Genomic DNA, 26,372 nt, shown 5'->3' on the forward strand with positions numbered 1-26,372 from the left:
GCTCCTGTCGTGGTGTGTCGATTGTCACAGGCCCAGCCCACGGGAGGGGCTGGACGGGAATGCGGGTGGGTGAGCGGGGTCGTACTGCTCGGGCGGACGAGGGCCGCGGCGAAATCGTTCGTTGACCTGGCGGGCGACCGCGTCGAGACGCTCCTCCTCCTCGCGGCGGAGCTGTTCCCGTTCGGCGCGTGCCGAATCTTGCTGCTCGCGTTCGCGTCGCCGGCGTTCGGTCGCCTCGATGTGGCGGAGTTCGGTGTCGCTCAGCGCGGCTCGGACGGTGGGGTCGTCGGCGAGAAACGACGCAGCCCTGGCGCGGGCGCTCTCACGCTCCCACCGGTCGAGTGCTTCACGAGACGGCGCGGGTTCCTGTTCCCTGATCGCGCGGATCTGCGGGGGCGTGTACTGGCGCGCGAAGAACGCGTCCGCGGCGGCCGCGTTCGCCTTGCGCTCGGCGGCAGTGGTGCGGTGCAGGCGCGTCGGGGGCAGCCCGAGTTCGGTGCGTCGCTTCTCGCGTGCTCGCCAGCGCGCCTGGGCTTCGAGCTGCCTCTCGCGGTTCGCGGCGTAGTACGCCCGGCGCCTCGCCTTGACCTTCTCGGCGTTGCGCTCGTAGTAGTCGCGGGCGGCCTCCGCCTTCTTGCTCGGGTCTTCCCGGTACTTGGCCCGCAGCCGCGCGTTGACGGCTTCCCGGTTGGCGTCGGCCCACTTCTTCGTACGCGCGGCCTTGTCCACACGGTACTTGTCTGGGTCCTCCGCCTTCTTGCGGGCGTTCGTCTTGCGCTGCGACTCGAGGTGCCGGTCCTTGTTCCTCGCGTACCAGTCGCGCGAGGCCTGCCGCTTGCGCTCTCGCCGCTCCTCTTCGAGGCGTTCCTGCTCGCCTTCGGCGCGGGCGCGCTCCCGCACCCGCCGGCTCGACTCGCGGGCAGCGGCGTTGACCTGGTCGCGGTGCGCGGCGTCGTACGCCAGGCGGTACGCGCGGACCTTCGCGTGGTTCTCCTTCCGCCACCTGCGATCGTACTCGCAGCGTCGCTCGAGTCTCGCCTCCCGCGCGGCGGCGGCGGCATCCGTCGCGTCCGGAGTGTCGCGGATGCGGTCGTCAAGCTGATCGGTCATGCCAGGCTCCTTCCGCGGTCGGTCGTCTCGAACGCGGCGAGCAGGGATTCGGCCGGTGCGAACCGGTCACGCGGACGCCGCGGAGGCCCGAGCGGGAACGCACGCGTCGCCGCAGCGGCGGTGCGCACCCCGTTCGGGAAGTACTCCTCCCGAACGCGCAGGTCGCCGTCGGGGATCACCCAGTGACAGCCGGTCCCCCACCACACGCTGAGGGAGAGTTCGGCCTCTTCCAGGGACGTCGCCCACTGTCCGACGACGTGACCGGTCGCCAACTGCGCGGTGTACCAGCACGACTCCCCCTGGGCGACCTCACGCTCGGCGAGCGCCTCGCCGATGAGGGTGCCGCGGACGCGGCAGTCCTCATCGGTCGCCGCCCCTTCGATCGGGCGTGCCTGCCGGATCCAGCGCGCGACCTCCGCGAGCGGCGCAGCGACGTCGGGACGTTCGAGCTCGTTCATGCGACCACCCCCGCGCCGCGGCCGTATGCCGCACCGAGCGAGTGCCGGAGCGCCGAGGTCGCTGAGTGCGGGTCTCCGGCAGTTCCGGACATCGACAGTTCGCGACTGTCGGAGTCCAGATGCCCGTGAGGTCGCGAGTCCGACAGTCTCGGAGTGCGGGAGTCCCGGACTTCCGAAGTATCGGAGTCCGCAGGCTCGTCGTTGTCGGAACGGGGAACGCTCGCGCGATGGTTCGGCGGTTCGGCGGCGACGGAGTCGCCGGTTCCGGGAGTCGGGGCTTTTCGGATATCCGGAGTCGCGGAGCCTGTGACTGTGGCGCTCTGGAGTTTCGGGGCATCCGGAGTGCCGGACATCGTGACTCTACGAGTTCCGAACGCCGGAACTCCCGCAGTGTCGGAGTGCGCGACTTCGCGAGTGCTGAACTTCGCGAGTTCCGGATTGCCGGAGTCCGCGAGTGCCGAAGTGACAGACTGACGGAGTTCGGTCTCACTGCCCCCGGCAAGGTGCTGCTGGTGCGCGAGCAGCAGATCGATCGCGACCCGGATGAGAGTGTTCTCTGTGATTCGCTCGCCCTTCACGATGCGGCGGCGCATCAGCGTCCGCGCGAGCGCGGACAGTGCCGCGTACTGGTCCTCGCGCACCCGCGTCTCTTTGCGGGTCAAGCGCGCGAACTTCGGGAGCCCCTGCTGCGGGGCATCCGTCTCGGCCGCCACAATCCGGGCACGGGCGTCGCTGAGCTTGCCCGCGAGATCGACTTTCGCCATCGTCACCACCGCCCCGCGTGCGCCGGCGACAGCTGGTCGCTCAGCTCGTACCCGACCCGCGTGATGTCGAGGATCGACCCCTGCGTGCGGCGGGTGTCGGGCGTCGAGGTCACGAGCTGGCCGAGCACCGGCGCGTCCGTCAGCACCTTGTACTGACGGACATGGTTGCCGAAGCGGGGCACGCCGAAGGTCGTGTCGAGCAGGCCCTGCCACGTCTCGAGCTGCTTCGGGACGCGCGGATCGATGCGGTTCAGCAGCACCCCGTGGCGCAGTCCGCGCGGCTCGATCAGCCTCGTGATCGTCCGCATCGTCGGATCGACTGCCAGCGGCTCGGGCGTCAGGGGGAGCACAGCGAAGTCCGCCGCGTCCAGGACCGTCTCGAGGATCGGGGTGTCCTCCAGACTGCCCGGAGTATCAACGAGCACGAAGTCGTACTCCGCCTCGAGCTCGCGCATGCCGGCGAGCGCCTTCGGCGACTGGCTGCCCGCGAAGTCGAACGGCAGCCCGTCGGGCACGTTCTCGGCCCACCACACCGTCGACTGCTGCGGATCGACATCCACCACCAGCACCCGGAACCGCCGCGACAGCGTCGCCCCCAGCTGCATGGTCACCGTGGTCTTGCCAACGCCGCCCTTCTGGTTCGCGACAGCGACGATGCGCATCCGTGAGTCAGTCATCGTCGCGGCCCCCGTCGCCTGCGTGGGCCTCGAACCACTCCTCGAGGTCGTCGATCGGGTAGAGGACGATCCGCCCCACCTTGTAGTAGCGCGGCCCCTTCTTCTCGTAGCGCCACTGCGAGAGGAGCTTCACAGAGAGTCCCGGAATCAGCTCTGTGACGTCCTCGGGCCTCAGCAGCTTCTTGCGAAGTGCCGGCATTGCCGGATTCGTCGTGTTTGTCACCTGAACCACCCCTTTGCTGAAGTCAACGTTCGTTTGACACTAGTAAACGGCTAATCCGTATAGTTAGCAAGGGGAATCTGCAGAACGCAGTTCTCACACGGCAAGATGAGGGGGTGAAGGTCAGCGTGAGCACTCTCGACGGCAAGAAGATGAGCGCGAGGGCCGCCGATACGCCGTTGGGCGGGGCGATGCGAATCGCTTCAGCTTTCGTGGTGACGGCGAGGGATGACGACGCCGCGGTGGAGACAACGGTCGAGGCGCACTACAGCGCAGCGAAGGGTCGCTACGTTCCGACGGTGATTGTGAACCGTGCTCTCGGCGACGACTTCGACGAGAGCCGCCTCCGCCACACGTTCACCCAGGCGATCCTTCAAGCCGCGGTCCCACACTGCATCGCGCTGCGACTCGAGGACGCTCCGGGTGCCAAGTGGATCTCGATCGCCGACCTGACGACCGGCGATGGCCGCATCCTCCCGGACTGGCTGGCCGGCAGCGTCGTCAAGCGCGGCGTCAAGGACGAGCGCTGGGACGTGATCGAGATCCTCTACGGCACGGCGGCGCTCTCGGGCACCCCGCCCGTCAAGCTCATCTCGCTCGAGCTCGATGTCCCCGAACGCACCGCCACGGACTGGATCAAGAAGGCCCGAGCGGCAGGGCGGATGACAGGGATGACATCCAACATCGGAAGGCCGCCGGGCGAGTGATCCACGACTGGCAGAGCCCGACGCTCAAGAAACCACCCGACCCACAAGCCAGGGATCAGCGGGCGGCCCCTGATAGGGCTGGGCTTCAGCTTCAAGACCGCCCACGCATTGACGGTACTTGCCGATTGCAGCATCGACTTGCGAGTCGAGAAGAGCAACAGCAACAATTGGGCGCCACCACGCTGACACACCAAACTAACCCACTGCGCCTTGGGACGATCTAGAGCGAACGGGCGGCTCGGGCCCACCTACCCCGCGAACGCTCTAGGCGTCGCTAGTGTGCCCTCATGGGGGAGTACAAGTCCGCGGTCTATCACGTCAGCCAGTTCGGACCGCGCACCGCGACAGGCGGACTCGCCGGTCCCGATTCACTGGACGATCTCCCGGCTGCCAACGCCGCGCAGAAGCTGCTTCAGGCACTCGCCGGCCTCGGCTACTCCGTCGAGGACAGGCCTGACCTGACAGCGAAGGACCTGGGGCAAAGCGTCTTCGACTTCGTCGAATCAGGCGGCCGCGAAGACGTGCGGATTGTGCACGTCTGTAGTCACGGAGTGCCCGCGGCGAAGTCTGAAGAGTTGTACATCATCGGATCCGACGGAAAGCAGCACCGGAGCGCGGGCGTGGAGGCCTGGGTACGCGAGATCGAAGACAACGCGGACACACGCGCTCTCACGCTGTTCGTGATCGATGCCTGCTACGCCGGCCGGGCCGCCGAACTCGCCTGGCAACTCACCCGATCTCCCACCGGCCGCCTGCCGCGGGCGATCGTGCTCGCCGCATCCGCATGGAACAAGCGCGCCTACGAGTTCCATCTCAGCACAGCACTCGCAGGAGTCCTCAGCAACCCCCAACAGCTCGACATCTCCTCGTCTCAGCGTTTCCTACCCTGGGCTACGGTGTTCGAACGGATCGCTGACGAGATGGTCCGGCATGACAATGGAACCACGGGCCAGCGTCCCTACTGGACGCCCATCGGGCAGCGCGTTTATCCAGAAGACTTCCCGTTCTTCCCCAACCCCGACTACCGGCCGCCATCGCCCCTCGAGGCCGCCAAGGCAGGTGCACCCGTCGGCGTAGGTGCATTCGTGGACGGCGTGGATGTCGGGCACTTCCTTGGCCGCGCCGCGAATGACCGCGTCCACGACGGATCCGGCGAGGGTCTGTTCCGTGGCCGGACACAAGAGCTACAGGAGCTCTCTGCGTGGCTCGACCGGCCACCTAGCGACGATCACCTCCGAATGGTGACCGGAAGCCCGGGGTCGGGCAAGTCAGCGCTACTCGGCATGCTCGTGTGCGCAGGGCTCCCCACGCTCCGCGAGTTCACACGCCACGTCTGGGGACACGCACCACATACGCGAAATGCGCTTGATTGTGTCGCCGCGGTGCACGCTCGAGGCCTATCGATGCGGGCGTGCACCTCGACCATCGCCCAGCAACTGGGCCTACGCAACGGGGACGCGCGATCCATCGGCCCGGCCGACCTGCTGGATGCTCTGCAAGGGTTCCCGAAGCCGCCAACGATCATCCTAGATGCATTGGATGAAGCCGCGGACGTCGCATCGCTGGTCTCCCTACTGGTACTCCCGCTGATCCATGCGCGTCGCCAAGACGGCTCGCTCGCCTGCAGATTGCTCATCGGGACCCGTGCGGGAGGCACCTGGACGGAGATCGCACCGCTCACCGCGGCTCTAGGCAAGCGTCAAGTAGTTAACCTGGACGACACAGACGTTCACGTCCTGACCGACGACCTGCAGGACTTCATCCACGACACACTTGCGGCCGATGAACGTTGGGGCCACATGAGGGCCTCAGCACTAGCCCGCATCGCGCGGAACACGGCCCTCGCTTTGACCGACGCCGGACGAAGCCCCGACGAAACGGGCGCTCCAGCCTCGGGCGAGTTTCTCGTGGCCAGCCTCTATGTGGACTACCTTCGCCGCGACCCGTCCTCGACGACCAGCGTGCTGACCCCCGGCCGCGCGGTACCGACCACCTTGCCCGGAGTACTCGCACTCGACCTCGCCACCGACCCTGACGATACCCGGCGGCGCGTGCTCACCGCGTTCGCGCTCGCGCATGGCGACGGCGTTCCAATCCGCATCGCGACCGAGATCATGCGTGCACTGTTCAGCACTGCCACTACACCCGCTCCTCCCGCGATGACCGCAGCGATCGAGAGTGTGCGGTTCTACCTTCGATCGACGACGGATATCGATGGAACCAACCTGTACCGACTGTTCCACCAGAGCCTCACGGATTCTCTCGTTTCCGCGGTCACAAAATCCGCCAAGTCCCGTGTGCTGGATCAGATCCTCGCAGGCCGCACCACCGGCACCGGCGAACACCATTGGGTGACCGCTGGCCCCTACTTGACTCGACACGTACTCGCACATGCGCAGGACGCCGGCCGCACCCGCGAGCTCCTCGCCGACACCGAGCTTCTCGTCGCCGCCAAGCCGGAGAGCGTTCGTGCCGCTCTACGCGACACCCGCCGCGAGCCCCGCGAGATCGCCGCAATCTACTCAGCGACGCCGCTGGACGGAACCGACAATCGGGATCGTCGTGACATTCTCGTCCTGAACGCTCGCCGCTATGGCTTGGACGCCATTGCCAGTCGCCTCTCGGGCCGCGACGACAGGCCCGTATCGTGGGCACCCCGCTGGTCGACCGGCTCCCACGTGTCCTCATCACTCATCGCACCTCTCGCCGGCCACGTGGACGACATTGCCGCGGTCGCTTGCACCACCCTCGACGACCGACCGGTCGCAGTCACGGGTAGTTGGGACCGCACCGTGCGCGTGTGGGATCTCACCACCGGTGGTCCCCTTGGCGCGCCCCTCAAAGGCCACGCCGGCCCTGTGAACGCGGTCGCATGCACCACGCTGAGCGACCGTCCCGTTGCCGTGACAGGCAGCGATGACGACACCGTCCGAATCTGGGATCTCACTACTGGGCAACCCATCGGAGGACCCATTTCGGGCCACCGCAGCTCGGTAGTATCGATCGCGTGCACCACGCTAGGTGACCGCCCAATCGCGGTGAGTGGCAGTTCCGACCGCTCTATCCGGATCTGGGACCTCACCACTGCGCAACCCATGGGCGAACCGCTCACTGGCCACGAAGGCACAGTCAACGCCGTCGCCTGCACCACCCTGCATGACCACCCCGTCGCTGTCACCGGCAGCGACGACGGAACCGTCCGGATCTGGGACCTCACCACCCGGAAACCCATCGGCAAACCCCTCACCGGCCACACCGATGACATCACCGCGATCGCTTGCACCACGCTGAACGACGTCCCTATCGCCGTCACCGGCAGCTCCGACCACACCGCCCGAGTCTGGGATCTCGCCACGCGGCAGCCCCTCGGCGGCCCCCTCACCGGCCACCGCAGCTATGTGACCTCAGTCGCCTGCGCAACCATTGACAATCGCCCCGTCGCCGTCACCGGCAGCTCAGACCGCTCCCTTCACATTTGGGATCTAACCACTGGCCAACCCCTAGACACTCCCCTGACCGGACACACCGACGACGTCACAGCCATCGCCTGCACCAGCCTCAACGACCACACCGTTGCGATTAGCGGCAGCTCCGACCTCACCGCGCGGTTGTGGGATCTGACCACCGGAGGACCAGTCGGCACTCCCCAGATGGGCCACGCCCGCCCTGTGAACGCGGTCGCATGCACCACGCTGAGCGACCGTCCCGTTGCCGTGACAGGCAGCAATGACCGCACCGTCCGAATCTGGGATCTCACTACTGGGCAACCCATCGGAGGACCCATTTCGGGCCACCGCAGCTCGGTAGTATCGATCGCGTGCACCACGCTAGGTGACCGCCCAATCGCGGTGAGTGGCAGTTCCGACCGCTCTATCCGGATCTGGGACCTCACCACTGCGCAACCCATGGGCGAACCGCTCACTGGCCACGAAGGCACAGTCAACGCCGTCGCCTGCACCACCCTGCATGACCACCCCGTCGCTGTCACCGGCAGCGACGACGGAACCGTCCGGATCTGGGACCTCACCACCCGGAAACCCATCGGCAAACCCCTCACCGGCCACGACGGCCACGTGACTTCTGTCGCCTGCACCACGCTGAACGACGTTCCCATCGCCGTCACCGGCGGCTGGGACCAAAGCGTCCGAGTCTGGGAGCTAGGCGCCGGGAAGCCTCACGGCCCGCCGCTCAGAAGCGGCTTCGGGGCTGTGAACGCCGTCGCCTGCGCGACTCTTGACGGTCGCCCTGTCGCCGTTGCGGGCAGTCTAGACGGCGTCGTCCGGGCCTGGGATCTCGCGACCGGGCGACCCCACGACACCCCTCTCACCGGCCACAAGGGGGGTGTCACCGCCGTCGTCTGCACCTTCCTGGACGACCATCCCATCGCGATCACAGGCGGCTCCGACCACACGATCCGAGTATGGGAGATCGCCACAGGCAAGGAGATCGCCGACCGTCGGGTAGTCGCCTCAGTGAACGCAGTTGCGGTGACGAGTGCGCGCATCGAAGAGTCCCTGATGGTTGCGGGGTTCGGGCACGAAGTGGCCGCATTCCAATGGCAGTCGTGATCAAGAGAGATCTGTCGCCGTGCCGAAGGCTACGGTACGTGGCGCCACAGCACGCGTGATGGGGCAGGAGCGGGCGGCTTCGGTGAGCTTAGAAGCGCACTGGGCATACGCTCGAGGGTGTGCGAAGAGGGCTAGCTTGAATGGGCGGCGTTCCACTTCAGCATTCGCGCCACCACCTCCACCGGGAACGCTCTCGAATCCAGAACCGCTCGCCTCGCCGCGCGCCAGCGCCGCCGAACTGATGGGGCGCGATCGTCGGAGCTCGGCACCCAGTCGAGGACGCACGTCTGCTACTTCGGCGGGCCTGGCGCGGAGCTCCACCGCGCTTGGCAAGCGCCTCGACAGTTGACCGTGGATCTTCCGCGGCATCAATCGCTAGTCTGCCGCCATGGGGGAGCTGAGGTCAGCGGTATTCCACGTCAGCAGATTCGACTCGGTGGCGCGGAGCGGTGAACTGCCGACCCCGGGGTCGTTCGATGAGCTTCCCGGCGCGTCGGATGCTGCCGCACGAGTCCGTGGCGCCCTCACAGGTCTCGGCTACACCGTCAGCGGGGACGCCGAGCTTCGATCGAAGGAGCTGGGGCGCAGGGTCTTCGACTTCATCGAAGAAGGGAAGCCCGACGACGTCCAGATCGTCCACATATCAAGTCATGGGGAGCCCGCGGATGCCTCGCACGAGCTCTACATCATTGGCTCCGACGGCGAACGTCACCGGGAAGCCGGTGTGGAAGCGTGGGTTCGCGAAATCGAAGACCATGCGGACAAACGGGCGGTTACGCTCTTCGTTGTCGATGCATGCTACGCGGGCAGGGCGTCGGAACTCTCATGGCAGGTGGCACGGTCCACGACCGACCGGCTGCCGCGAGCGATCGTACTCGCGGCGACCCGGTGGGACAAGCGAGCCTACGAGTTCTACCTGAGCCGAGCTCTAGCCGAAGTTCTCGGCAGCCCGAAAGAGCATCTAGACATCCTGAGGACGGAACGGTACTTGCCGTGGGAGACGGTGCGCGATTGCGTGGACGACGTCATGATTCGGCTCGACGACGGTGCAACGGGCCAGCGTCCCCGATGGACACCCATTGGCCAACGACTACTCCCGGAAGACTTCCCGTTCTTCCCGAACCCTGACTACGAGCCGCCCACTCCCCTTGAGTCAGTGAAAGCGGCGGCCCCTGCTGGCCTGGTTGCGCTGATGGACGCCGTGGACGTCGGCCACTTCACTGGGCGTGCCACAAACGACCGAGTCCAGGATGGCACGGGCGTCGGCCTGTTCCGGGGGCGGCACCGGGAGTTGGAGTCACTGTCGGCCTGGCTGGACACCCCGGCATCGGAGGACAGCGTGCGGGTGGTGACCGGAAGTCCCGGCGCGGGGAAGTCGGCACTGCTCGGCATGTTGGTCTGCGCCGGGATACAACCTCTGCGGGAGACGACGCGTCAAGTCTGGGAACATGTCCCTCATCAGGCCCGGCCGTTGGTGGCCGCAGCGGCGGTACACGCGCGCAACCTCCAGGTGGAGGATGTGTCGTCCACGATCGCCCGGCAGTTGGATCTGCTGTCGCAAGACCGCAAAGCGATGGCCCCGAGCGACTTGGTGACCGCGATTCGCACGATGGGGCAGCAGCCGACGATAATTCTAGATGCGCTGGACGAGGCGGCCGATGTCGGCTCGCTTGTGTCGGTGCTCTTGCTGACCCTCGTCCACGCCCGCCGACGAGATGGCACCCGAGCATGCCGCATCCTTGTCGGCACCCGCTCGGGATACCCCTGGACCGAAATCGCCCCGCTTCTCGAAGCGATCGATCGCGACCAGATCCTCGATCTAGACCGCGCGGATCCAGCGATTCTGACTGCCGATCTCCACGACTTCGTGCACGATGCGCTGGGCCTGGATCCGCGCTGGGCGAGGGCGAGACCGGCGACCCGGGCCAAGATCGCGCACGACATTGCTCGCGCACTTGTCGAATCCACCACGACTGTCGACCTAGGACGCGCGGCAAACTGGGGGGCCTTTCTGGTCGCCAGCTTGTACGTCGACTACCTCCGCCGCGAGATCGAGCCCACGGACGATACTGCCGTCGCTTCGGCGAGCCGGCATGTTCCCACGACTCTGCCGGCCGTCCTCGAACTTGACCTTGCCTCCGACATTAAGGGAAGCCGACGGCGCACGCTGACAGCGATCGCACTTGGACACGGCGACGGAATTCCCGCTCGTATCGCCGCGATCATCGACTCCGCACTATCGCCGCCCAGCGACGTTGCCCCCGAGCCGCGGGATTGGCAGTCCGCAATCGATGATGTGCGGTTCTACCTGCGCTCCACCGGTGACGCAGACGGGACGAACCTCTACCGAGTGTTCCACCAGGGCCTTACCGATTACCTCACGTCAACCCTCAACCCCGAAGATTCGTCGCGCGTGCTCGAGGCAATCATCTCTGACCGCACCACGAAGGACGAGTACCGCCACTGGGTGACCGCGGGCCGCTACCTTGCCCGGCATGCCTTGGATCACGCCGCGGACGCCGGACGTGCTGTCGAGCTGCTCGAGGACACTGAACTCCTCGTCGCAGCCAGTCCTCACGCGGTTCGCGCCGCACTCCACGAGACGGCCCGGCAACCACGAGACATCGCGGCGGTGTACTCAGCTTCACCCCTCGACGTCGCCGACCCGGCAAGGCGACGTGACGTACTTTCGCTCAACGCACGCCGCTTCCGCCTCGACGACGTTGCCGACAAGTTGCTGTCCCATCCGGACCGGCCAAGCCGGTTCGCGCCGCGGTGGTCGACAGGATCGCAGACTTCTCAGGCTCTCATCGATACCCTTACCGGTCACACCAGCACCGTGGCCGCGGTCGCATGCACAACCCTCGACGGGCGTCCTACCGCTGTCACCGCGAGCCACGACGATCGCGTCCGGATCTGGGACCTCACCACCGGGCAACCGATCGGCGAACCTCTCACGGGCCACACCAACACCGTGTACGCGGTCGCATGCACGACGCTAGGTGGGCACCCCGCCGCCGTCACCGGCGGATGGGATCGCACCGTCCGGATATGGGACCTCACCACCGCACAACCCACCGGAAAACCCCTCACCGGCCACACCAACACCGTCACCGCGGTTGCCTGCACCACCATCAACGGGCAACCCACAGCGGTCACCGGCAGCAAAGACCGCACAATCCGGATCTGGAACCTCACCACCGGAGAGTCCGTCGGCAAACCCCTCACCGGGCACACCAACACCGTCACCGCGGTCGCCTGCACCACCATCAACGGGCAACCCACAGCCGTCACCGGCAGCAAAGACCGCACAATCCGGATCTGGAACCTCACCACCGGACAACCCACCGGAAAGCCCCTCACCGGCGACACCGGTGACGTGACCGCGGTCGCCTGCACAACCATCAACGGGCAACCCACAGCCGTCACCGGCGACAACGCCGGCATCGTCCGGATCTGGGACCTCACCACCGGACAACCCACCGGAAAGCCCCTCACCGGCCACACCAGCGACGTGACCGCGGTCGCCTGCACAACCATCAACGGGCAACCCACAGCCGTCACCGGCAGCAAGGACCGCACAATTCGGATCTGGAACCTTGCCAAGGGCGAGTCCGTCGGCAGTCCGCTCACTGGACATACGAACATCGTCGCTGCCGTTGCGTGCAGCACCATCGGCGGCCGCCCGATTGCTGTCACCGGCAGCAGGGACGCCACAGTCCGAATCTGGGAGCTCGCTATGGGACGCCCCCTCGGTGAACCCGCTACCGGCCACACCGGTGACGTGTACGCCGGTGCCGGCACCACGCTCAACGGACTCCCCGCTGCGGTGACTGCCAGTCATGACCACACGGTCCGAGTATGGGACTTGACGACCGGAGGACCCATCGGCAAACCCCTAGCCGGGCACACCGACGGCGTTTACACCGTGGCCTGCACCACCCTCGACGGTCGCCCTATCGCCGTCACTGGCAGCAACGACCGCACCATCCGGATCTGGGACCTGACCACCGGACAACCCACCGGAAGACCCCTCACAGGGCACACCGACAGTGTCACCGCTGCTGCCTGCGCCACCCTCGACGGCCGCCCTGTTGCGGTGACTGCCAGTCATGATCACACTGTCCGGATCTGGGACCTCACCACCGGACAACCCACCGGCAAACCCCTCACAGGGCACACCGACAGCGTGTACACCGTCGCCTGCACCACCCTCAACGGCCGCCCCATCGCCGTCACCGGCGGCCGCGACCACACCATCCGGATCTGGGACCTCACCACCGGACAACCCACCGGCAAACCCCTCACAGGGCACACCGACAGCGTGTACACCGTCGCCTGCACCACCCTCAACGGCCGCCCCATCGCCGTCACCGGCGGCCGCGACCACACCATCCGGATCTGGGACCTCACCACCGGACAACCCACCGGCAAACCCCTCACAGGGCACACCGACAGCGTGTACACCGTCGCCTGCACCACCCTCGACGGCCACCCCATCGCCGTCACCGGCAGCTTGGACAGGCGCGTAGGCGTGTGGGACATCACCACAGGAAGGAACATGGCCACGTTCCAGACAGTGGACCAGGTGCGCGCGGTGGTCCCGCGATCACTGCCGGAGGGGCCCCTTGGAATCTTGATCGGTTTCGGGCATGAGGTTGCGTTGTTGAGTTGGGAGCCAGAATGAGTGTGATCGTTGGCGTGCACGGGATCGGGAACTACACCCCCACCCAGACCGCGGAAGCCCTCAGCACCGCATGGACGACCTACCTGCACGACGGGTACCCGGCCGGGCCACCCGACGTGGACATCGCCGTCGCCTACTACAGCGCCGCGCTGCGGCTCCCCGCCGGGCAGGGCAGTGACGACCCCGAAGCCCTCCCCCCAGCCGCGGACGCCGCGTTGAAGGACTGGCTGAGCGAGATTGAAGCCCTCCCGGAGCTTGCGGCACCAGTCGCTCAAGGCCCGGCAACGATGCCGATCCGGGAGGCCATGGCATGGATCGCCCAACGCCTCGACATGGAACCCAAGTGGCTGCGATGGTTCACCGCCCGGTTCTTCACCGAAGTCGTCACCTACCTCGACCCCACCAAGGCTGACATGCGCGCCGACGTGCAGCAGATCGTGTGGGACACGATCGAAGCGAACCATCCGCGGATCGTGATCGCCCACTCGCTCGGCAGCGTCGTGACCTGGGAGACGCTCTGGGCACACCCGCCGACACAACCCATCGACCTGCTCCTGACCATAGGGTCCCCCCTCGCGCTTCCGAAGGTCGTCTACGACAAGCTCACCCCCAGCACCGCCACCGGCCGACCCGGCCGGCCACCGGGAGTGAAACGGTGGGTCAACCTCGCCGACCCCGGCGACCTCGTCGCCGTCCCCCGGCTGCTGTCCCGCTACTTCGACGGAATCGACACCGACCTCGAACCCACAATCAGCACCGTCAGAGTCTTCAACTTCCACGACGTCGACCGATACCTCGCCAACCCCACCACCACCGGCATCATCAACACCACCCTCAACTCACCACCGCGCTGACTCACACGAGGATCCGCGCCACCACGGAGTCGAGCACGCAACTTGCGCCCGCAATTCGCTCGCTTCGGCGGGCGGCGGCTGTGCGACGGTTCGATGCGATCGGCGCGGGCGCGCGATTCGCGCCCCCTCGCGACGGCGAGCTCATTTTCAGTGCAGGGCGGAGCCCAGTGCCCGCCCGGGTACCGACGGTGGCACACGGGGTCCTCGCCGGCATTCGTCGCCCCAGGGCGGTCTGCGGAGTACGGACCGGTGTCAGCGAGCATGAGTGCGCACGCACCTGCGACGATCGCTAGTGTGCCGTCATGGGGGAGTTCAAATCTGCGGCCTTTCACGTCAGCACGTTCGGACAGCTACCTCCACCGGGTACGCTCCCGGATCCAGACTCCCTCGATCCTCTACCCGCAGCTGCTGCGGCAGATCAACTGCGCGGCGCGCTGGCGAACCTTGGTTACTTCGTCCAGGATGAACCCGATCTATCCGCGGAAGAGCTCGGGCGGGAAGTGTTCCGTTTCCTCGAATCGGGCAATCCGGAGGATGTGCGCATCGTGCACATCTGCTCTCATGGCAAACCTGCAGCGGCGTCGGACGAACTCTACATTGTCGGCTCCGACGGCAGGCATCACCGCGACACAGGTGTCGAGGCCTGGGTCCGCGCGATCGAAGACAACGAGAGCGACCACGCCGCTACATTGTTCATTGTCGATGCATGCTACGCCGGCAGAGCAGCGGAACTCGCATGGCAGATCTCCCGCAGTCGGGCCGACCGACCACCCCGCGCCATGGTGCTCGCCGCGTCCCGATGGGACAGGACTGCCTACGAGTTTCGCCTCACCAAAGCACTGGCAGCAGTCCTCAGCAGCCCCAAGCGACACCTCGATATCCGGGATACCGAACGCTACCTGCCATGGGACACGGTGTTCAACTGGGTTGACGACGAGATGACGCGACTCGATACCGAGGGGACTGGTCAACGCCCTCATTGGACTCCGATTGGTCAGCGCGTACGCCCTGCGGAGCTCCCGTTCTTCCCCAACCCCGACTACCAACCACCCACACCGCTCGAAGAAGCCAAGCAGTCCGCCGCAGTCGGCGTAGCCGCCCTGATCGAAAGCGTGGACGTTGTCCACTTCTCTGGCCGCGCTGCAAACGACCGCTTCAAGAATGCCGCGGATGCAGGCCTCTTTCGTGGCCGGAGAAAGCAGCTACAGGACTTGTCCACTTGGCTTGACGCCCCACCAGGCGACGACCACCTGCGGCTCATCACCGGGAGTCCGGGGTCGGGTAAGTCCGCACTTCTCGGAATGCTTGTATGCGCAGGACTCCCCTCGCTGCGCATACCAACGCGCAGCATCTGGGGCCACAGTCCCCACACGCGCGGGCCGCTCACCGACGTCGCCGCGGTCCACGCCCGAGGCCTTAATCTGCACGAAGTATCGACCGCGATCTCAGACCAGCTTGGTCTGTCTTCAAGGGACCAGGCGACAACCAGCCCCGCCGGACTCTTGAGTGCCATTCTGGGGATGGACGTCCCACCAACTATCATCCTGGACGCACTTGACGAAGCAGCCGACGTCGCCTCACTTGTGTCCGTGCTAGTACTACCTGTTCTGCAAGCGCACCGAACGGATGGAAAGCGCGCGTGCAGACTCCTAGCCGGATCTCGCTCTGGCGATCCGTGGGTCGAGATCGCCCCCCTCCTCGACCTCGCAAGCGATGGCCAGATACTCAATCTCGACAATTCCGACAGCGGCACCATGGCAAGCGACCTCAGGCAGTTCGTCCACGATGCGCTCGCACGACACCGTGTGTGGGCCTCCCGCCCAGCGGTGATATCGCAGATCGCGCTTGCGACTTCTCACGCCATCGTGCATGCCCCGCCACGTTCAGGAGGCGGTTGGGGAGAATTTCTTGTCGCCAGCATCTATGTCGACTACCTCGGTCGCGAGGTCAACCCTCATGACCCCAGCTCAGTCGCCCGCGCTGCCGAGATGGTGCCGACCACGTTGCCACAAGTCCTGGAACTTGATCTCGCCCACGACTCCGACGGTCGTCGACGGCGCACACTCACCACGCTTGCGCTTGCACTCGGCGAAGGCATCCCCGCTCGTGTCGCTCAGATCATCGACAGCGCGCTCTGGGACCCTGCGCAAACCACGACCGATCATGATCTGAGGGTGTCAATTGACGCGACGCGCTTCTACATCCGGTCAACAGCCGACGAGGATGGTACGACCATCTACCGCCTGTTCCATCAGAGCCTGAGCGACCACCTGACGTCGATGGTCACGCTCGAGCAGAAGTCTCGAGTCGTCGATGCGATTCTCGCCGATCGCACGTCCCACAATGGAGATCGTCGCTGGACGACCGCGGCCCCCTACCTCGCCCGCCACATGCTCGAACATGCAAGTGCTGCAGGCAGGGCCGTAGAGCTCTTGCTCGATACTGAACTCCTCGTCGCCGCCCGCCCACAGAGCTTGCGGGCGGCGTTGCGAGCCACGAACGGAAGGCCGCGCGAAGTCTCCTTGGTCCACTCCGCGACACCACTGGGGGGGACTGACCCGAATGAACGCCGCGACATCCTCGCTCTCAACGCGCGCAGATACGGTCTTGAAGACATGGTCAGCAAGCTGTCGATTGGCGAGGAACTATCAGACGCTTGGCGACCTCTGTGGTCTACAGGTTCGCAGGTTTGCCCATCGCTCATTGACGCTTTCGCGAGCACCAGGAGCGGGACGTCGGCGGCGGGGCCTACCCTCCGCCTGGGCCGAAGCAGCCCAAAGGGGGTCACGGCCGTCGCATGCACGACCTTCAATGAGCGTTCGATCGTGGTCACCTGCCACCGCGATGGCACCCTCAATATCTGGGACCTCACGACCAGGCAACCCATCGGAGAGCCCCTCACCGGACACACCGACGCAGTGACCACCGTGGCATGCACAACCCTCGACGGCCACCCCGTCGCAGTCACCGGCAGCTGGGATCGAACCGTCCGCATCTGGGACCTCACGACCAGGCAACCCATCGGAGAGCCCCTCACCGGACACACCGACGCAGTGACCACCGTGGCATGCACAACCCTCGACGGCCACCCCGTCGCAGTCACCGGCAGCTGGGATCGAACCGTCCGCATCTGGGACCTCACGACCAGGCAACCCATCGGAGAGCCCCTCACCGGACACACCGACGCAGTGACGGCAATCGCTTGTTCCTCCTCCCGCGAGCACATGGTCGCTGTTGCCGGACTTGCAGCCGACGGCTTTCAGCTCTGGGACCTAAATACGACGCAGTTGGTTGGCGAGTCTCCCGGCAACCGAGGCCGCGCTGTCATGGCTGTGGCATGTACAAGCATCGATGATCGCCCCATCGCTGTCACAGGCGGAACGGACAGGACCGTCCGGATGTGGGATGCGAAGACCGGACAATCGATCGGCAAACCACTCAGAGGTCACCACAGTTTTGTAACGACAATTGCATGCACGACTCTCAACGGTCGCCCCATCGCGATCAGCGGCAGTTGGGACAAGACCGTTCGGATATGGGATCTGAAGACGGGTCAAGCGATCGGCGAACCGCTCACAGGCCACCGTGGCGCGGTCGCCGCGATCGCAGCCACATACCTCAACGGTCACCCTGTCGCCGTCAGCGCTGGAGACGACCAGACACTGCGAATCTGGGACCTCCAGCCGCCGGAGTCCAGCTACAGTCCCCTCACCGGGCACACCGACTTGGTGACAACGGTCGCGCGCGCGATAGTCGACGGACGCGAGACTGCGATCACGGGCAGTAGCGATGGCACCGTCCGGATCTGGGACGCCCGCACGGTCTCGGAGCACAGTTTGTCGGTCTGGGACGTCATCGTGGGTCAGCGCTATGGCAGGTCTCTCCCGCGCGCTTCGGACCCGGTGGTCGGAATCGCGTGCACGACTCTCCGGCGGCGATCGGTCGCCGTCATTTGCGGGCGCCAGTCGTTGGAGATTTGGGACCTCGCGAGACTGGTACAGCTTGGGAAGCTCGTTGCCGGGGACTTTCACGGGCCCACCACCGTCGCGTGCACCGTGATCGGCAGGCGGGCCATCGCTGTCACTGGCGGCACCGACGGAACCTTGAGAACTTGGGATCTCAACAGGCGTCGGCCCCTGGCAACATCTACCCAACGCCACTCGGCACGCATTACCACGGTCGCCTGCACGACGGTCGAGGGCAGAGCAGTCGGCGTCACTGGCAGCGCTAATGGCACCCTGCAAATCTGGGACCTCGACAGCCTACGTCGCATAGGCGATCCGCTCACTGGCTTCGGGATGGCAGTTCGAGCGATCTCCTGCACCACCGTCGAGGGCAGAGCAGTCGGCGTAGTCGGCGGAGCCGACGGCAGGCTGCAACTCTGGGACCTTGCAGGCGCTAAACCTGTGGCAGAAGCCCTCCACAGCGGGCTTGGGTCGGTAGCCGCGGTTGCGTGCGCCCATGTCAGCAACCGCCCCGTCGCTGTCACCGGGACGAGCGACGGGTGGGTCCAGATCTGGGATCTCGCGGCAAGCAGGGAACTCGCCCGCCATCGCGTTGTCGACATGATTACTGGGATAACCGTGCAAGCAGACGACGTCAATGCGCTGAAGATTGTTGTCGGATTCGGACATGAGGTCGCTGAATTCAGTTGGACCCCACGATGAGTGAGATGGCTAGCGTGCACAGGTCGAGCACTCTGCTCCGCCTCAGACCGCGGATCTTCGACGCCCCTGGGTGCCATACCGACGGGCTAGTAGCCGACCTCCCGCGTCGAAAGCGCTGCGTTCAGTTCCCCGCCGGGCAAGGAGTCGACCGCGTCGCCAGCCACATTCGACGGGAGCCAGTTCGACCGCGAGCCCTCCACCAGAGCCTTCAACTTCCGCGACGTCGACCGGCCGACGCCCGCGACACGCGTTCGCCGTTGCTCAGGCCCGCGCGGTGATCCAAGACGGTGATCCACGATGATCCAGGTGAATGTTCGCGCTTCTGAGCGCCACCGATATTCACTCTCAGCGCCACCGACGACGTCGCCCCCGTCGAGGGCGTGAGCGCCACCCTAGTCATCGATCGGGTCGGCCTGCTTGCTGCTGGATACGTGCCCACGCGACTGAGCGGCAACCTTGGGACGCCGAGACCCTCGGCAGCGACCGACAGGCGTCCAGGGCTGCCGCGGGCAGGCGTTGCCTGCCCTTGCCATCAATTTCCGCGCAGGAGCGCCCCGGCGACTATGCCCCTCGGAGTCATCGCAGCTGCGTTCGCGTGGGCCAACGTCGAGGATCGCCGGGGTGCGTCGGGGGCGACATCGTCGGTGGCGCTGAAAAGGAATATCGGGTGGCGTCGAACGAGGAGATCCGGTGGCGCCGAACCGCAATCATCAGTCGCACTCAAGCCTCCAAATACTCACCAAGATGATCCATGATCGGCCTGACATCCCACCGATACCCCGTGCCCACAATCTGCCCACGAGCCGCTCCGATCGAATCGGTTCGGAGCGGCTCGAGCACGACGTCAGAACCGCGAGAATCTGCGGATTCCCGACCGAGAACGACCCAGCGCGACGTCATCTCCGATGACTGAAAATCGAAAGGTCACCGGATCGATGCCGGTCGGAGCCACAAGGGTGATCGTTACAGTCACCCCAGGAACCCTCGCGTAGCTTCTACATCGCGGGGGTTTCGTCTTTCCCGGGCCTTGCGCTCAAGCTAGAGCCGCCGGATCTCGACGCGCGGACGCACCGCGATGTCGGTCAGCTGCACGTCCGCGGGTGCATCGACGACGAACCTCACGACCTCGGCGACCGAGGCGGGCGTGATGTAGCGCTCCCGTTCGTACTCACCGCCGGCGTAGTCCACCAGCTGGCGCTGCATCGCCGTGTCGGTCTGCCCGGGGGCGACCGTGACGACCCGGATGCGCGAGGCCTCCTCGTCGATGCGCAGCACGTCCGCCACGGCGCGCAGCGCGTGCTTGCTCGCGCTGTAGACGACGTTGCCCGGCACCGGGCGCGTGCCGGCGCCAGAGCCGATGAACACCACTGTGCCCGCCGACGCGCGCAGCAGGGGCAGGACGAGACCGGTGAGCACGGCTGGAGCGACCACGTTCGTGGTGAGCTGCGTCGTCCACTGCTCGGCGGAGGCCTCGTCGACGCGACCCGGGTCGGCGATCGCCGCGCCGTGCACGAGCACGTCGAGCCGGTGGAGCGTCTCGACGAGCGGCGCGAACGCGGCGGTGTCGGTGAGCTCCAGCGTCCACGTCGTCACGCCGTCGATGCGCCCGAGCGCCTCGAGCGACGAGGCGCGGCGGCCGACGGCGATCACATCGTGCGTGCGCGCGAGGTCGCGCACGATCTCCTCTCCCATGCCGCCGGTGGCTCCGGTGACGAGGGCGACGGGGCGGGGATCGGTCATGCGGTGCTCCTGACGGTGGCGGGGACGGATGCCGCGGCGAGCGCGATCGCGAGCGCACTGCGGGCGACGCGGTCGGTCTCGCGCAGCATCGTGGAATCGGCCCTCGGCATCGGGCTGATGATCGTGTCGTGCAGCGCGGCGTCGAGCGGGATGCCGGCGACGTGCACGGCGGGATCGACGGAGCCGTCCCGGCCGATGAGGCGTCCCGTGCCGGGGTCGATGTCGAACGCCTCGGTCGGGACCGCTCCACCGCCCGGGCTCGGTGCGCCGAACGGGCGCGCGCGGCCGGCGTCGATGAGCGAGCGCGCGAGAGGGTCCGCCGTCTCCCGCAGGTCGTGAGGGTGCATGAACGCATCGACGAGGACGTCCGCGTCCACACCCGACCCGTCGACGTCCGCGGAAGACGCGTGGAACCGCCCGTTCTCCACGGTCACGTTCGCCGCCGGTCCCACGAATCGTACGAGCCCGGCGTCGATCAGGGCGAGCAGCTGCCGGGAGCGGAACGCGGGCGGCCCCGAGCCGAACATGCCGCCGGCGGCGTGCAGCAGCGCGAAGCCGGCCTCTCGCGACCGCGCGTCGTAGCCGCCGAACGACCCCAGCACGCTCGCGGGCTGCCGTGCCGAGGCGATCGACCACAGTCCCGCCTTGAGCGGGCTGTCGGCGCCGCGGGCCGCCTCGGCGAGGTCCTCGACGATCGCGTCGCGGACGAACGCGTCGAAGGCGGCAGGGCCCGAGAACGTCTGGCGCACGGGGTCGATCGCGGCCCGCAGATCGAACCGATCGCGGGGGTCGGGGACGAACGGCGCGACAGCCGCGGCGAGCGCGTCGATGTGGCCGGGTGCGCGGTCGATGACCCGGACGAGGTCGGCGAGCCCGATCGTCACGGCTCCCGGACGCACGCGGTCGAGCGTCGCGTAGTACGCCTCGAAGGCGTCGCGCAGGATGAGCGGCCAGACGTCGGCGTCGAAGTCGATCGGGCGTGACATGCGCGTGGCGTCCACTCCCCGCAACCGGCGCTGCGGGGCCCGCGGCGGCAGCGATCCGTAGAGCGACTTGGCGCGGAACGGCAGTCCTCGGCGCGACGTCGCGTGCAGCACCGGCTCGTCGCCGGATGCCTCGTAGCGCAGCAATCCGTCCTCGGACTCGAGGAATCGCCCTCCACGACCGATCGTGAGCAGGGCCATGGTGTCGTAGAAGCCCATGCCGAGTCCCCGAACGATGACGGGGGCTCCCGCGGGCACGGCGGCGAGATCCTGATCGGCGGGGCTGTCGGGTCGCACCCACAGCAGCCCGCGACGAGCGGCCGGCCCGGCGAGCGCCGACTCGGACGCGGTCGCACCGCGCGGCATCCAGCCGGTCGCGGCCACGACGGCATCCGCGGGGATCTCGCGCCCGTCGGCGAGGCTCAGGATCTCGCGCCCGCCCGAGCGCTCGACGGCGACGACGCGACCGAGGTGCTCGCGCACACGCACGCCGCCCGGAAGCATCGCCACCGCGCGAGCGTGGCACCAGCGGAGATACTCGCCGTAGAGCGCGCGGCTCGGATGCGAATGGGGGACGAGACCGGTGAGCTCGGCCGCGTACTCGTCCACGAGCCCGGGTCGCACCGGCACGTCGGCGAACGCCGCGACGTGCGAGGCCGCGATGTCCGCGACGACCGCCGCCGTGTCGGAGCTCGGCCGCTCCGCGTGGAGCGCCAGGACACACCATTCGTACATCGTCGGCCCCTCGACGACGGCTCCCGTCATCGTCACGGAGTCATCGGTGAACAGCGTGACGGCGTCGGCGAGGGTGTTCATGCACAGCTCGCGCACCTGATCCGTGCGCCACGTGCGTCCGGCGCCCACCTGCGTGTCGTCGATGATGTGGAGATCGAGATCGACGTCCGCCCGATCGCGCAGGGCGGCGCCGAGTCGTTCGATCAGGGAGACGCCGCGCGGGCCTCCTCCGATGAGGGCGATCGAGGCGGGCGCGGGGGTTGTCATCCCTCCTGTTATACGTCCCCACGAGCCGCCGACTCGAACCGCGGCGTCACAGACGATGCACGGGGGCGCTCAATCCTGCTCGGCGAGCATCCCCGCGCCGTCACGCAGCTCGAACACCAGCTGCGTCTCGGTGGCGCGGACGATCGGGTGCACCGTGATGTGGCGCAGCACGATGTCGCGGAGCGCCTCGGCGTCCTCGACGGCGACGTGCACGAGGAAGTCGTCGACGCCGGCGACGTGGAAGACCTGCAGCACCTTGGGCGTCGCGGCGAGCGCGTCGAACAGCGCGTGCACCCCTTCCGGCGTGTGCGACCCGAGCCGGACCCGGATGATGCCCTGCAGCGGCAGCCCGAGGGCCGCGCCGTCCACGCGGACGCGGGTGTCGCGGATGATGCCCCGCGCGCGCAGCGAGCGGACCCGGTGGGCGCACGTCGACTCGGCCAGCCGCAGCTGCTGGGCCAGCGCCTTGTTGCTCATCTCGGCGTTCCGGGTCAGCGCCCGCAGGATCGCGAGATCGACGGCATCGAGCTGTCGCGCCGTCTCGTCCGTCTGCTCGATCCGCAATCTTCGCCCTCCCCGGCCTGGCTCTGCCGCACGGAATTCGCCCGATGCCGCTTCAGCCGCGGATTCTGCCGCGACGTGACCGCATCATCGCATGATCCCCAAGACTCTCGCCATGGATCTGCCGTCGCCCCTGCATCCCGACACCCTCGCCGTCCACGCCGGACGCGACGATCTGGCCGGGCTCGGCGTGCATGCGCTGCCGATCGATCTGAGCACCACGAACCCGCTCCCCGACGTCGACCTCGGCGGGTACTCCTACGAGTCGATGGCCGGCGGCGGCCGGCCGCTCGAGTCCGGCGGCTATGTCTACGCGCGGCTGTGGAATCCGACCGTGGCGCGGTTCGAGTCGGCTCTCGCCGAACTCGAGCACGCCGACACCGCGGTGGCGTTCTCGTCCGGCATGGCCGCCATGACGGCCGTGATCCTCGCGCACGCCTCGGCGACCGGCAGGCGCCACGTGGTCGCCGTCCGGCCACTGTACGGCGGCACCGACCACCTGCTCGGATCGGGCCTGCTCGGCGTGGAGACGACGTTCTGCGACGAGGACGGCGTGGCCGGCAGCATCCGCCCCGACACCGGACTGATCGTGCTCGAGACGCCGGCGAACCCGACGCTCGACCTCGTCGACATCGCGTCCGTCGTCGCGCAGGCGGACGGGGTCCCCGTCGTCGTCGACAACACCTTCGCCACGCCGGTCCTGCAGAACCCCCTGGACCTCGGCGCCGCGATGGCGCTCCACAGCGCCACGAAGTACCTCGGCGGCCACGGCGACGTGATCGCCGGCGTCGTGGCGTGCGACGAGACCACCGCCGAAGCGCTGCGCCGCGTCCGTGCGATCACGGGGGGCCTGCTGCACCCGTTCGGCGCGTACCTGCTGCACCGGGGGCTGGCCACGCTGCCGATGCGGATGCAGCGCCAGCAGGCGACGGCGCAGCGCGTGGCACGCGCCCTGGCCGACCACCCGCACGTCGCCGAGGTGTTCCATCCCGGGCTCGACGATGATCCGCGCGGGCTGATCGGACGACAGCTGCGCGGCACCGGCGCGATGGTGGCGTTCCGCGTCCACGGCGGCTACGCGGCCGCGAGCACCGTGCTGTCGTCGACGCGGCTGTTCACCCACGCGGTCTCGCTGGGCGGCGTCGATTCGCTCATCCAGCATCCGGCCGCGCTCACCCACCGCCCGGTTCCGTCCGAGGCTCGCCCGTCGGCGGACCTCATCCGGCTCTCGATCGGCCTCGAGGACCCGGGCGATCTCATCGGCGACCTCATGTCGGCGCTGGACGCCGCGCGCGCCGACGCGGCTACGGCAGCGGCGCGAAGCTGAACGCCGCCGACGCCGACCCGCGCTTGACCAGCACCATGACCTCCTCGAACAGGCGATCCCGCGACAGCGACACGTTCCCGGCGAAGACCCCCGGCTCACCGGCCACGGGCCGGAGGATGTGGCCGTCCGCCCACACCTGCACGGGGGCTCCGGCGGCGCCCTCGACCCGCACCGTGACCCGCCACGCCCGCGCTTCGCGGGTGAGCTCGACGGTGTGCGCGACATCGCCGGCGGCGTCGTCGACGACGGATGCCTCCGCCGGCTCGATCTGGTTCGCCGGCAGCGTCGGCGTGAGGAACGCCGCGACCCGCTCGCGCGTCACCTGCTCGTACGCGTAGGCGACGTCGATGAGCCGGTCGTCGCTGTAGGCGGCGCCCGCGAAGGTCAGGCCCACGGGCATCTGCGTGTCGGCCATGCAGCCCATCGGCACCGTGACCGTCGGGATGCCGAGGTGGCGGATCACCCGGTTGCCGTTGGAGTACACGACGCCGTTGCGCGACGCCGCCTCGCGGCTCTCGACCCGCGTGAACAGGTCGTCGCGGCCGACGTCGCCCGCGGCCGGGAACACGACGAGGTCGAGGCCGCTGCCGGCCATCCACTGCTCGAAGTCCTCCACGCGCGCCTGCTCCAGACCCTCGAGCAGGTGGCTGAGCCCCGGCACGTCGTCGTACGAGGCCGGCAGGCCCTGCTTGACGAGTTCGGCGAGCCGCTGCCAGTCGAACCCGCCGCGGGCACGCGTGATCCACACCGGGATCGGGGCGTCGGCGATCGGGAACACGGTGTCGCCGTCGACGTCGGCCCACGAGTTCAGGGCGGGGTCGCCGTTGACCCGCAGGAACTCGTCCAGCGCCATCGCGGTGACCGGGCCCCCCTCGATCTGCCGCCATGTCGGCGGCACGAGGCCGCGGGCGGCGAGGCCCTCGGCATCCGGCCGGTCCTCCTCGTAGTTCGAGACGGCCGGGAAGTCGACCTCGATGACTTCGGCCCCGAGTCGCCGCAGGTGCCCGGCCGCGCGGTCCCACAGGGCGCGGACGGTCGGCCGGATCACCGGCGGATCCTGCGGCACCGGGTCCTCGCCGATGTAGAGCTTGGGCACTCCGATGCGCAGGCCGTCCAGTCGGCCCGGGCGGGGCCTGTCCAGCGGCCGCGGGAAGACCTCGTTCGGCGACGGCAGCGCGACGGTCGTCTGCTGGCGCCAGAAGTCACCCGTGCGGTCGGGATCGTCCACGGCGAGCACCTCGACCACCGCCATCAGGTCGGCGACGGTGCGCGTGTGCGGCACGACGACGTCGCACGTCGGGCGCAGCGGCCAGTTGCCGCGGATCGAGATCACGCCGCGCGAGGGCGTGTACGCCACGAGCGCGTTGTTCGAGGCGGGCGACCGCCCCGACGACACCGTCTCCTCGGCCATCCCGAACGCGCACATGCTCGAGGCGGTCGCGGTACCCGAGCCGTTCGAAGATCCGGAGCCATAGGCGGCGGTGAGGTAGTCGGGGTTGTACGGGCTGCGGGCGTAGTCGTACAGCCCGGGCTGCACTCCCCCGGCCGCCATCGGCGGCATGTTGGTCTTCCCCAGCAGCACGGCGCCCGCCGCACGGAGCAGGGCGACGCTGGCGGCGTCCTCGGTGGCGACGAGGTCGGCGAGCGCCGGGCTCCCCGAGGCGACCGTCATCGCCTTCACCTTGTAGCTGTCCTTGACCGTGAACGGGATGCCTTCCAGAGGTCCGGCCGTCCCCTCCCGCCGGCGCCGATCGGAGGCGGCGGCCTCGGCGAGGCAATCGGGGTTCAGCACCGCGATCGCGTGGAGGCACAGCCCGGTGCGGTCGTAGTAGGCGATGCGGTTCAGATACGCGCACACGAGATCCACGCTCGTCACCGTTCCCGACTCGAGCGCCGCCTGCATGTCCCCGATGCCCATCTCGACGACGTCGATGCGTTCCACGATCCTGGTACCTCCCGTTTCGTCCTGCCGGTGGCTCCATCTTGGTCCCCCGCGGATGCCGCGCGCGCCGGCATCCGCTTTCCCGGTTTCGGGTGGGCTTCGCCG

General features: G+C 67.7%; 15 protein-coding genes. 6 read left to right on the forward strand and 9 right to left on the reverse strand.

Features of this window, described 5'->3' with window-relative positions:
- Positions 1-24: 24 nt before the first annotated feature.
- The 5 genes from HD594_RS01615 to HD594_RS01635 are packed head-to-tail and all read right to left on the reverse strand — an operon-like array spanning position 25 to position 3,208.
- Positions 25-1,110: a hypothetical protein gene (locus tag HD594_RS01615; protein ID WP_184749275.1), complete on the reverse strand. Its 1,086-nt coding sequence runs from the start codon at positions 1,108-1,110 to the stop codon at positions 25-27.
- On the reverse strand, positions 1,107-1,568 hold the full coding sequence (locus HD594_RS01620) for a hypothetical protein (protein WP_184749276.1): 462 nt from the start codon (positions 1,566-1,568) through the stop codon (positions 1,107-1,109). The genes HD594_RS01615 and HD594_RS01620 overlap by 4 nt, the downstream gene beginning before the upstream one ends.
- Positions 1,565-2,332 (reverse strand): hypothetical protein, encoded by a 768-nt coding sequence (locus HD594_RS01625; RefSeq protein WP_184749277.1) that lies wholly within the window; start codon positions 2,330-2,332, stop codon positions 1,565-1,567. The genes HD594_RS01620 and HD594_RS01625 overlap by 4 nt, the downstream gene beginning before the upstream one ends.
- A gap of 2 nt (positions 2,333-2,334) precedes the next feature.
- On the reverse strand, positions 2,335-3,009 hold the full coding sequence (locus HD594_RS01630; protein WP_271171243.1) for a ParA family protein: 675 nt from the start codon (positions 3,007-3,009) through the stop codon (positions 2,335-2,337).
- Positions 3,002-3,208, reverse strand: a complete 207-nt coding sequence (locus tag HD594_RS01635; RefSeq protein WP_184749278.1) for a helix-turn-helix transcriptional regulator — start codon at positions 3,206-3,208, stop codon at positions 3,002-3,004. Before HD594_RS01635 ends, HD594_RS01630 begins: the two co-directional genes overlap by 8 nt.
- A gap of 236 nt (positions 3,209-3,444) precedes the next feature.
- Between HD594_RS01635 and HD594_RS01640 the strand changes: the two genes are divergently transcribed.
- The 5 genes from HD594_RS01640 to HD594_RS01660 all read left to right on the forward strand — a co-directional run bounded on the left by HD594_RS01640 (position 3,445) and on the right by HD594_RS01660 (position 18,712).
- A complete protein-coding gene (locus HD594_RS01640; RefSeq protein WP_338103798.1) occupies positions 3,445-3,936 on the forward strand; it encodes a hypothetical protein in 492 nt (163 codons plus the stop codon).
- A gap of 287 nt (positions 3,937-4,223) precedes the next feature.
- The gene (locus HD594_RS01645) at positions 4,224-8,504 is read left to right on the forward strand and encodes a P-loop domain-containing protein (protein WP_184749279.1); all 4,281 of its coding nucleotides are present in this window, start codon (positions 4,224-4,226) and stop codon (positions 8,502-8,504) included.
- A 388-nt stretch (positions 8,505-8,892) separates the two neighbouring features.
- The gene (locus tag HD594_RS01650) at positions 8,893-13,191 is read left to right on the forward strand and encodes a caspase family protein (RefSeq protein ID WP_184749280.1); all 4,299 of its coding nucleotides are present in this window, start codon (positions 8,893-8,895) and stop codon (positions 13,189-13,191) included.
- A 2-nt stretch (positions 13,192-13,193) separates the two neighbouring features.
- Positions 13,194-14,045 (forward strand): hypothetical protein, encoded by an 852-nt coding sequence (locus HD594_RS01655; protein WP_184749281.1) that lies wholly within the window; start codon positions 13,194-13,196, stop codon positions 14,043-14,045.
- Between the two features lie 302 nt (positions 14,046-14,347).
- On the forward strand, positions 14,348-18,712 hold the full coding sequence (locus HD594_RS01660; RefSeq protein ID WP_184749282.1) for a WD40 repeat domain-containing protein: 4,365 nt from the start codon (positions 14,348-14,350) through the stop codon (positions 18,710-18,712).
- Positions 18,713-19,750: 1,038 nt separating this feature from the next.
- On the opposite strand, the gene HD594_RS01665 is transcribed toward HD594_RS01660, so the two are convergent.
- The 3 genes from HD594_RS01665 to HD594_RS01675 form a co-directional block, all read right to left on the reverse strand.
- On the reverse strand, positions 19,751-20,452 hold the full coding sequence (locus HD594_RS01665; protein WP_184749283.1) for an SDR family oxidoreductase: 702 nt from the start codon (positions 20,450-20,452) through the stop codon (positions 19,751-19,753).
- A complete protein-coding gene (locus HD594_RS01670; protein ID WP_184749284.1) occupies positions 20,449-22,437 on the reverse strand; it encodes an FAD/NAD(P)-binding protein in 1,989 nt (662 codons plus the stop codon). Before HD594_RS01670 ends, HD594_RS01665 begins: the two co-directional genes overlap by 4 nt.
- A gap of 69 nt (positions 22,438-22,506) precedes the next feature.
- Complete coding sequence (locus tag HD594_RS01675) at positions 22,507-23,001, reverse strand: Lrp/AsnC family transcriptional regulator (protein ID WP_246413811.1); 495 nt, start codon at positions 22,999-23,001, stop codon at positions 22,507-22,509.
- Between the two features lie 91 nt (positions 23,002-23,092).
- Between HD594_RS01675 and HD594_RS01680 the strand changes: the two genes are divergently transcribed.
- A complete protein-coding gene (locus HD594_RS01680; protein WP_246413823.1) occupies positions 23,093-24,325 on the forward strand; it encodes a trans-sulfuration enzyme family protein in 1,233 nt (410 codons plus the stop codon).
- On the opposite strand, the gene HD594_RS01685 is transcribed toward HD594_RS01680, so the two are convergent.
- On the reverse strand, positions 24,303-26,267 hold the full coding sequence (locus HD594_RS01685; protein WP_184749285.1) for an amidase: 1,965 nt from the start codon (positions 26,265-26,267) through the stop codon (positions 24,303-24,305). The two genes, HD594_RS01680 and HD594_RS01685, sit on opposite strands and share 23 nt — an antisense overlap.
- Between the last annotated feature and the right edge of the window lie 105 nt (positions 26,268-26,372).

The organism is Microbacterium thalassium, from assembly GCF_014208045.1.
GTDB lineage: Bacteria > Actinomycetota > Actinomycetes > Actinomycetales > Microbacteriaceae > Microbacterium > Microbacterium thalassium.

Excerpts from the sequence above, each read along its gene's own strand:
- HD594_RS01660 (WP_184749282.1), top strand. The coding sequence starts at position 14,348 with ATGGGGGAGTTCAAATCTGCGGCCTTTCACGTCAGCACGTTCGGACAG.
- HD594_RS01625 (WP_184749277.1), bottom strand. The coding sequence starts at position 2,332 with ATGGCGAAAGTCGATCTCGCGGGCAAGCTCAGCGACGCCCGTGCCCGG.
- HD594_RS01635 (WP_184749278.1), bottom strand. The coding sequence starts at position 3,208 with ATGCCGGCACTTCGCAAGAAGCTGCTGAGGCCCGAGGACGTCACAGAG.
- HD594_RS01670 (WP_184749284.1), bottom strand. The coding sequence starts at position 22,437 with ATGACAACCCCCGCGCCCGCCTCGATCGCCCTCATCGGAGGAGGCCCG.
- HD594_RS01680 (WP_246413823.1), top strand. The coding sequence starts at position 23,093 with ATGATCCCCAAGACTCTCGCCATGGATCTGCCGTCGCCCCTGCATCCC.
- HD594_RS01665 (WP_184749283.1), bottom strand. The coding sequence starts at position 20,452 with ATGACCGATCCCCGCCCCGTCGCCCTCGTCACCGGAGCCACCGGCGGC.
- HD594_RS01645 (WP_184749279.1), top strand. The coding sequence starts at position 4,224 with ATGGGGGAGTACAAGTCCGCGGTCTATCACGTCAGCCAGTTCGGACCG.
- HD594_RS01615 (WP_184749275.1), bottom strand. The coding sequence starts at position 1,110 with ATGACCGATCAGCTTGACGACCGCATCCGCGACACTCCGGACGCGACG.
- HD594_RS01650 (WP_184749280.1), top strand. The coding sequence starts at position 8,893 with ATGGGGGAGCTGAGGTCAGCGGTATTCCACGTCAGCAGATTCGACTCG.
- HD594_RS01630 (WP_271171243.1), bottom strand. The coding sequence starts at position 3,009 with ATGACTGACTCACGGATGCGCATCGTCGCTGTCGCGAACCAGAAGGGC.
- HD594_RS01620 (WP_184749276.1), bottom strand. The coding sequence starts at position 1,568 with ATGAACGAGCTCGAACGTCCCGACGTCGCTGCGCCGCTCGCGGAGGTC.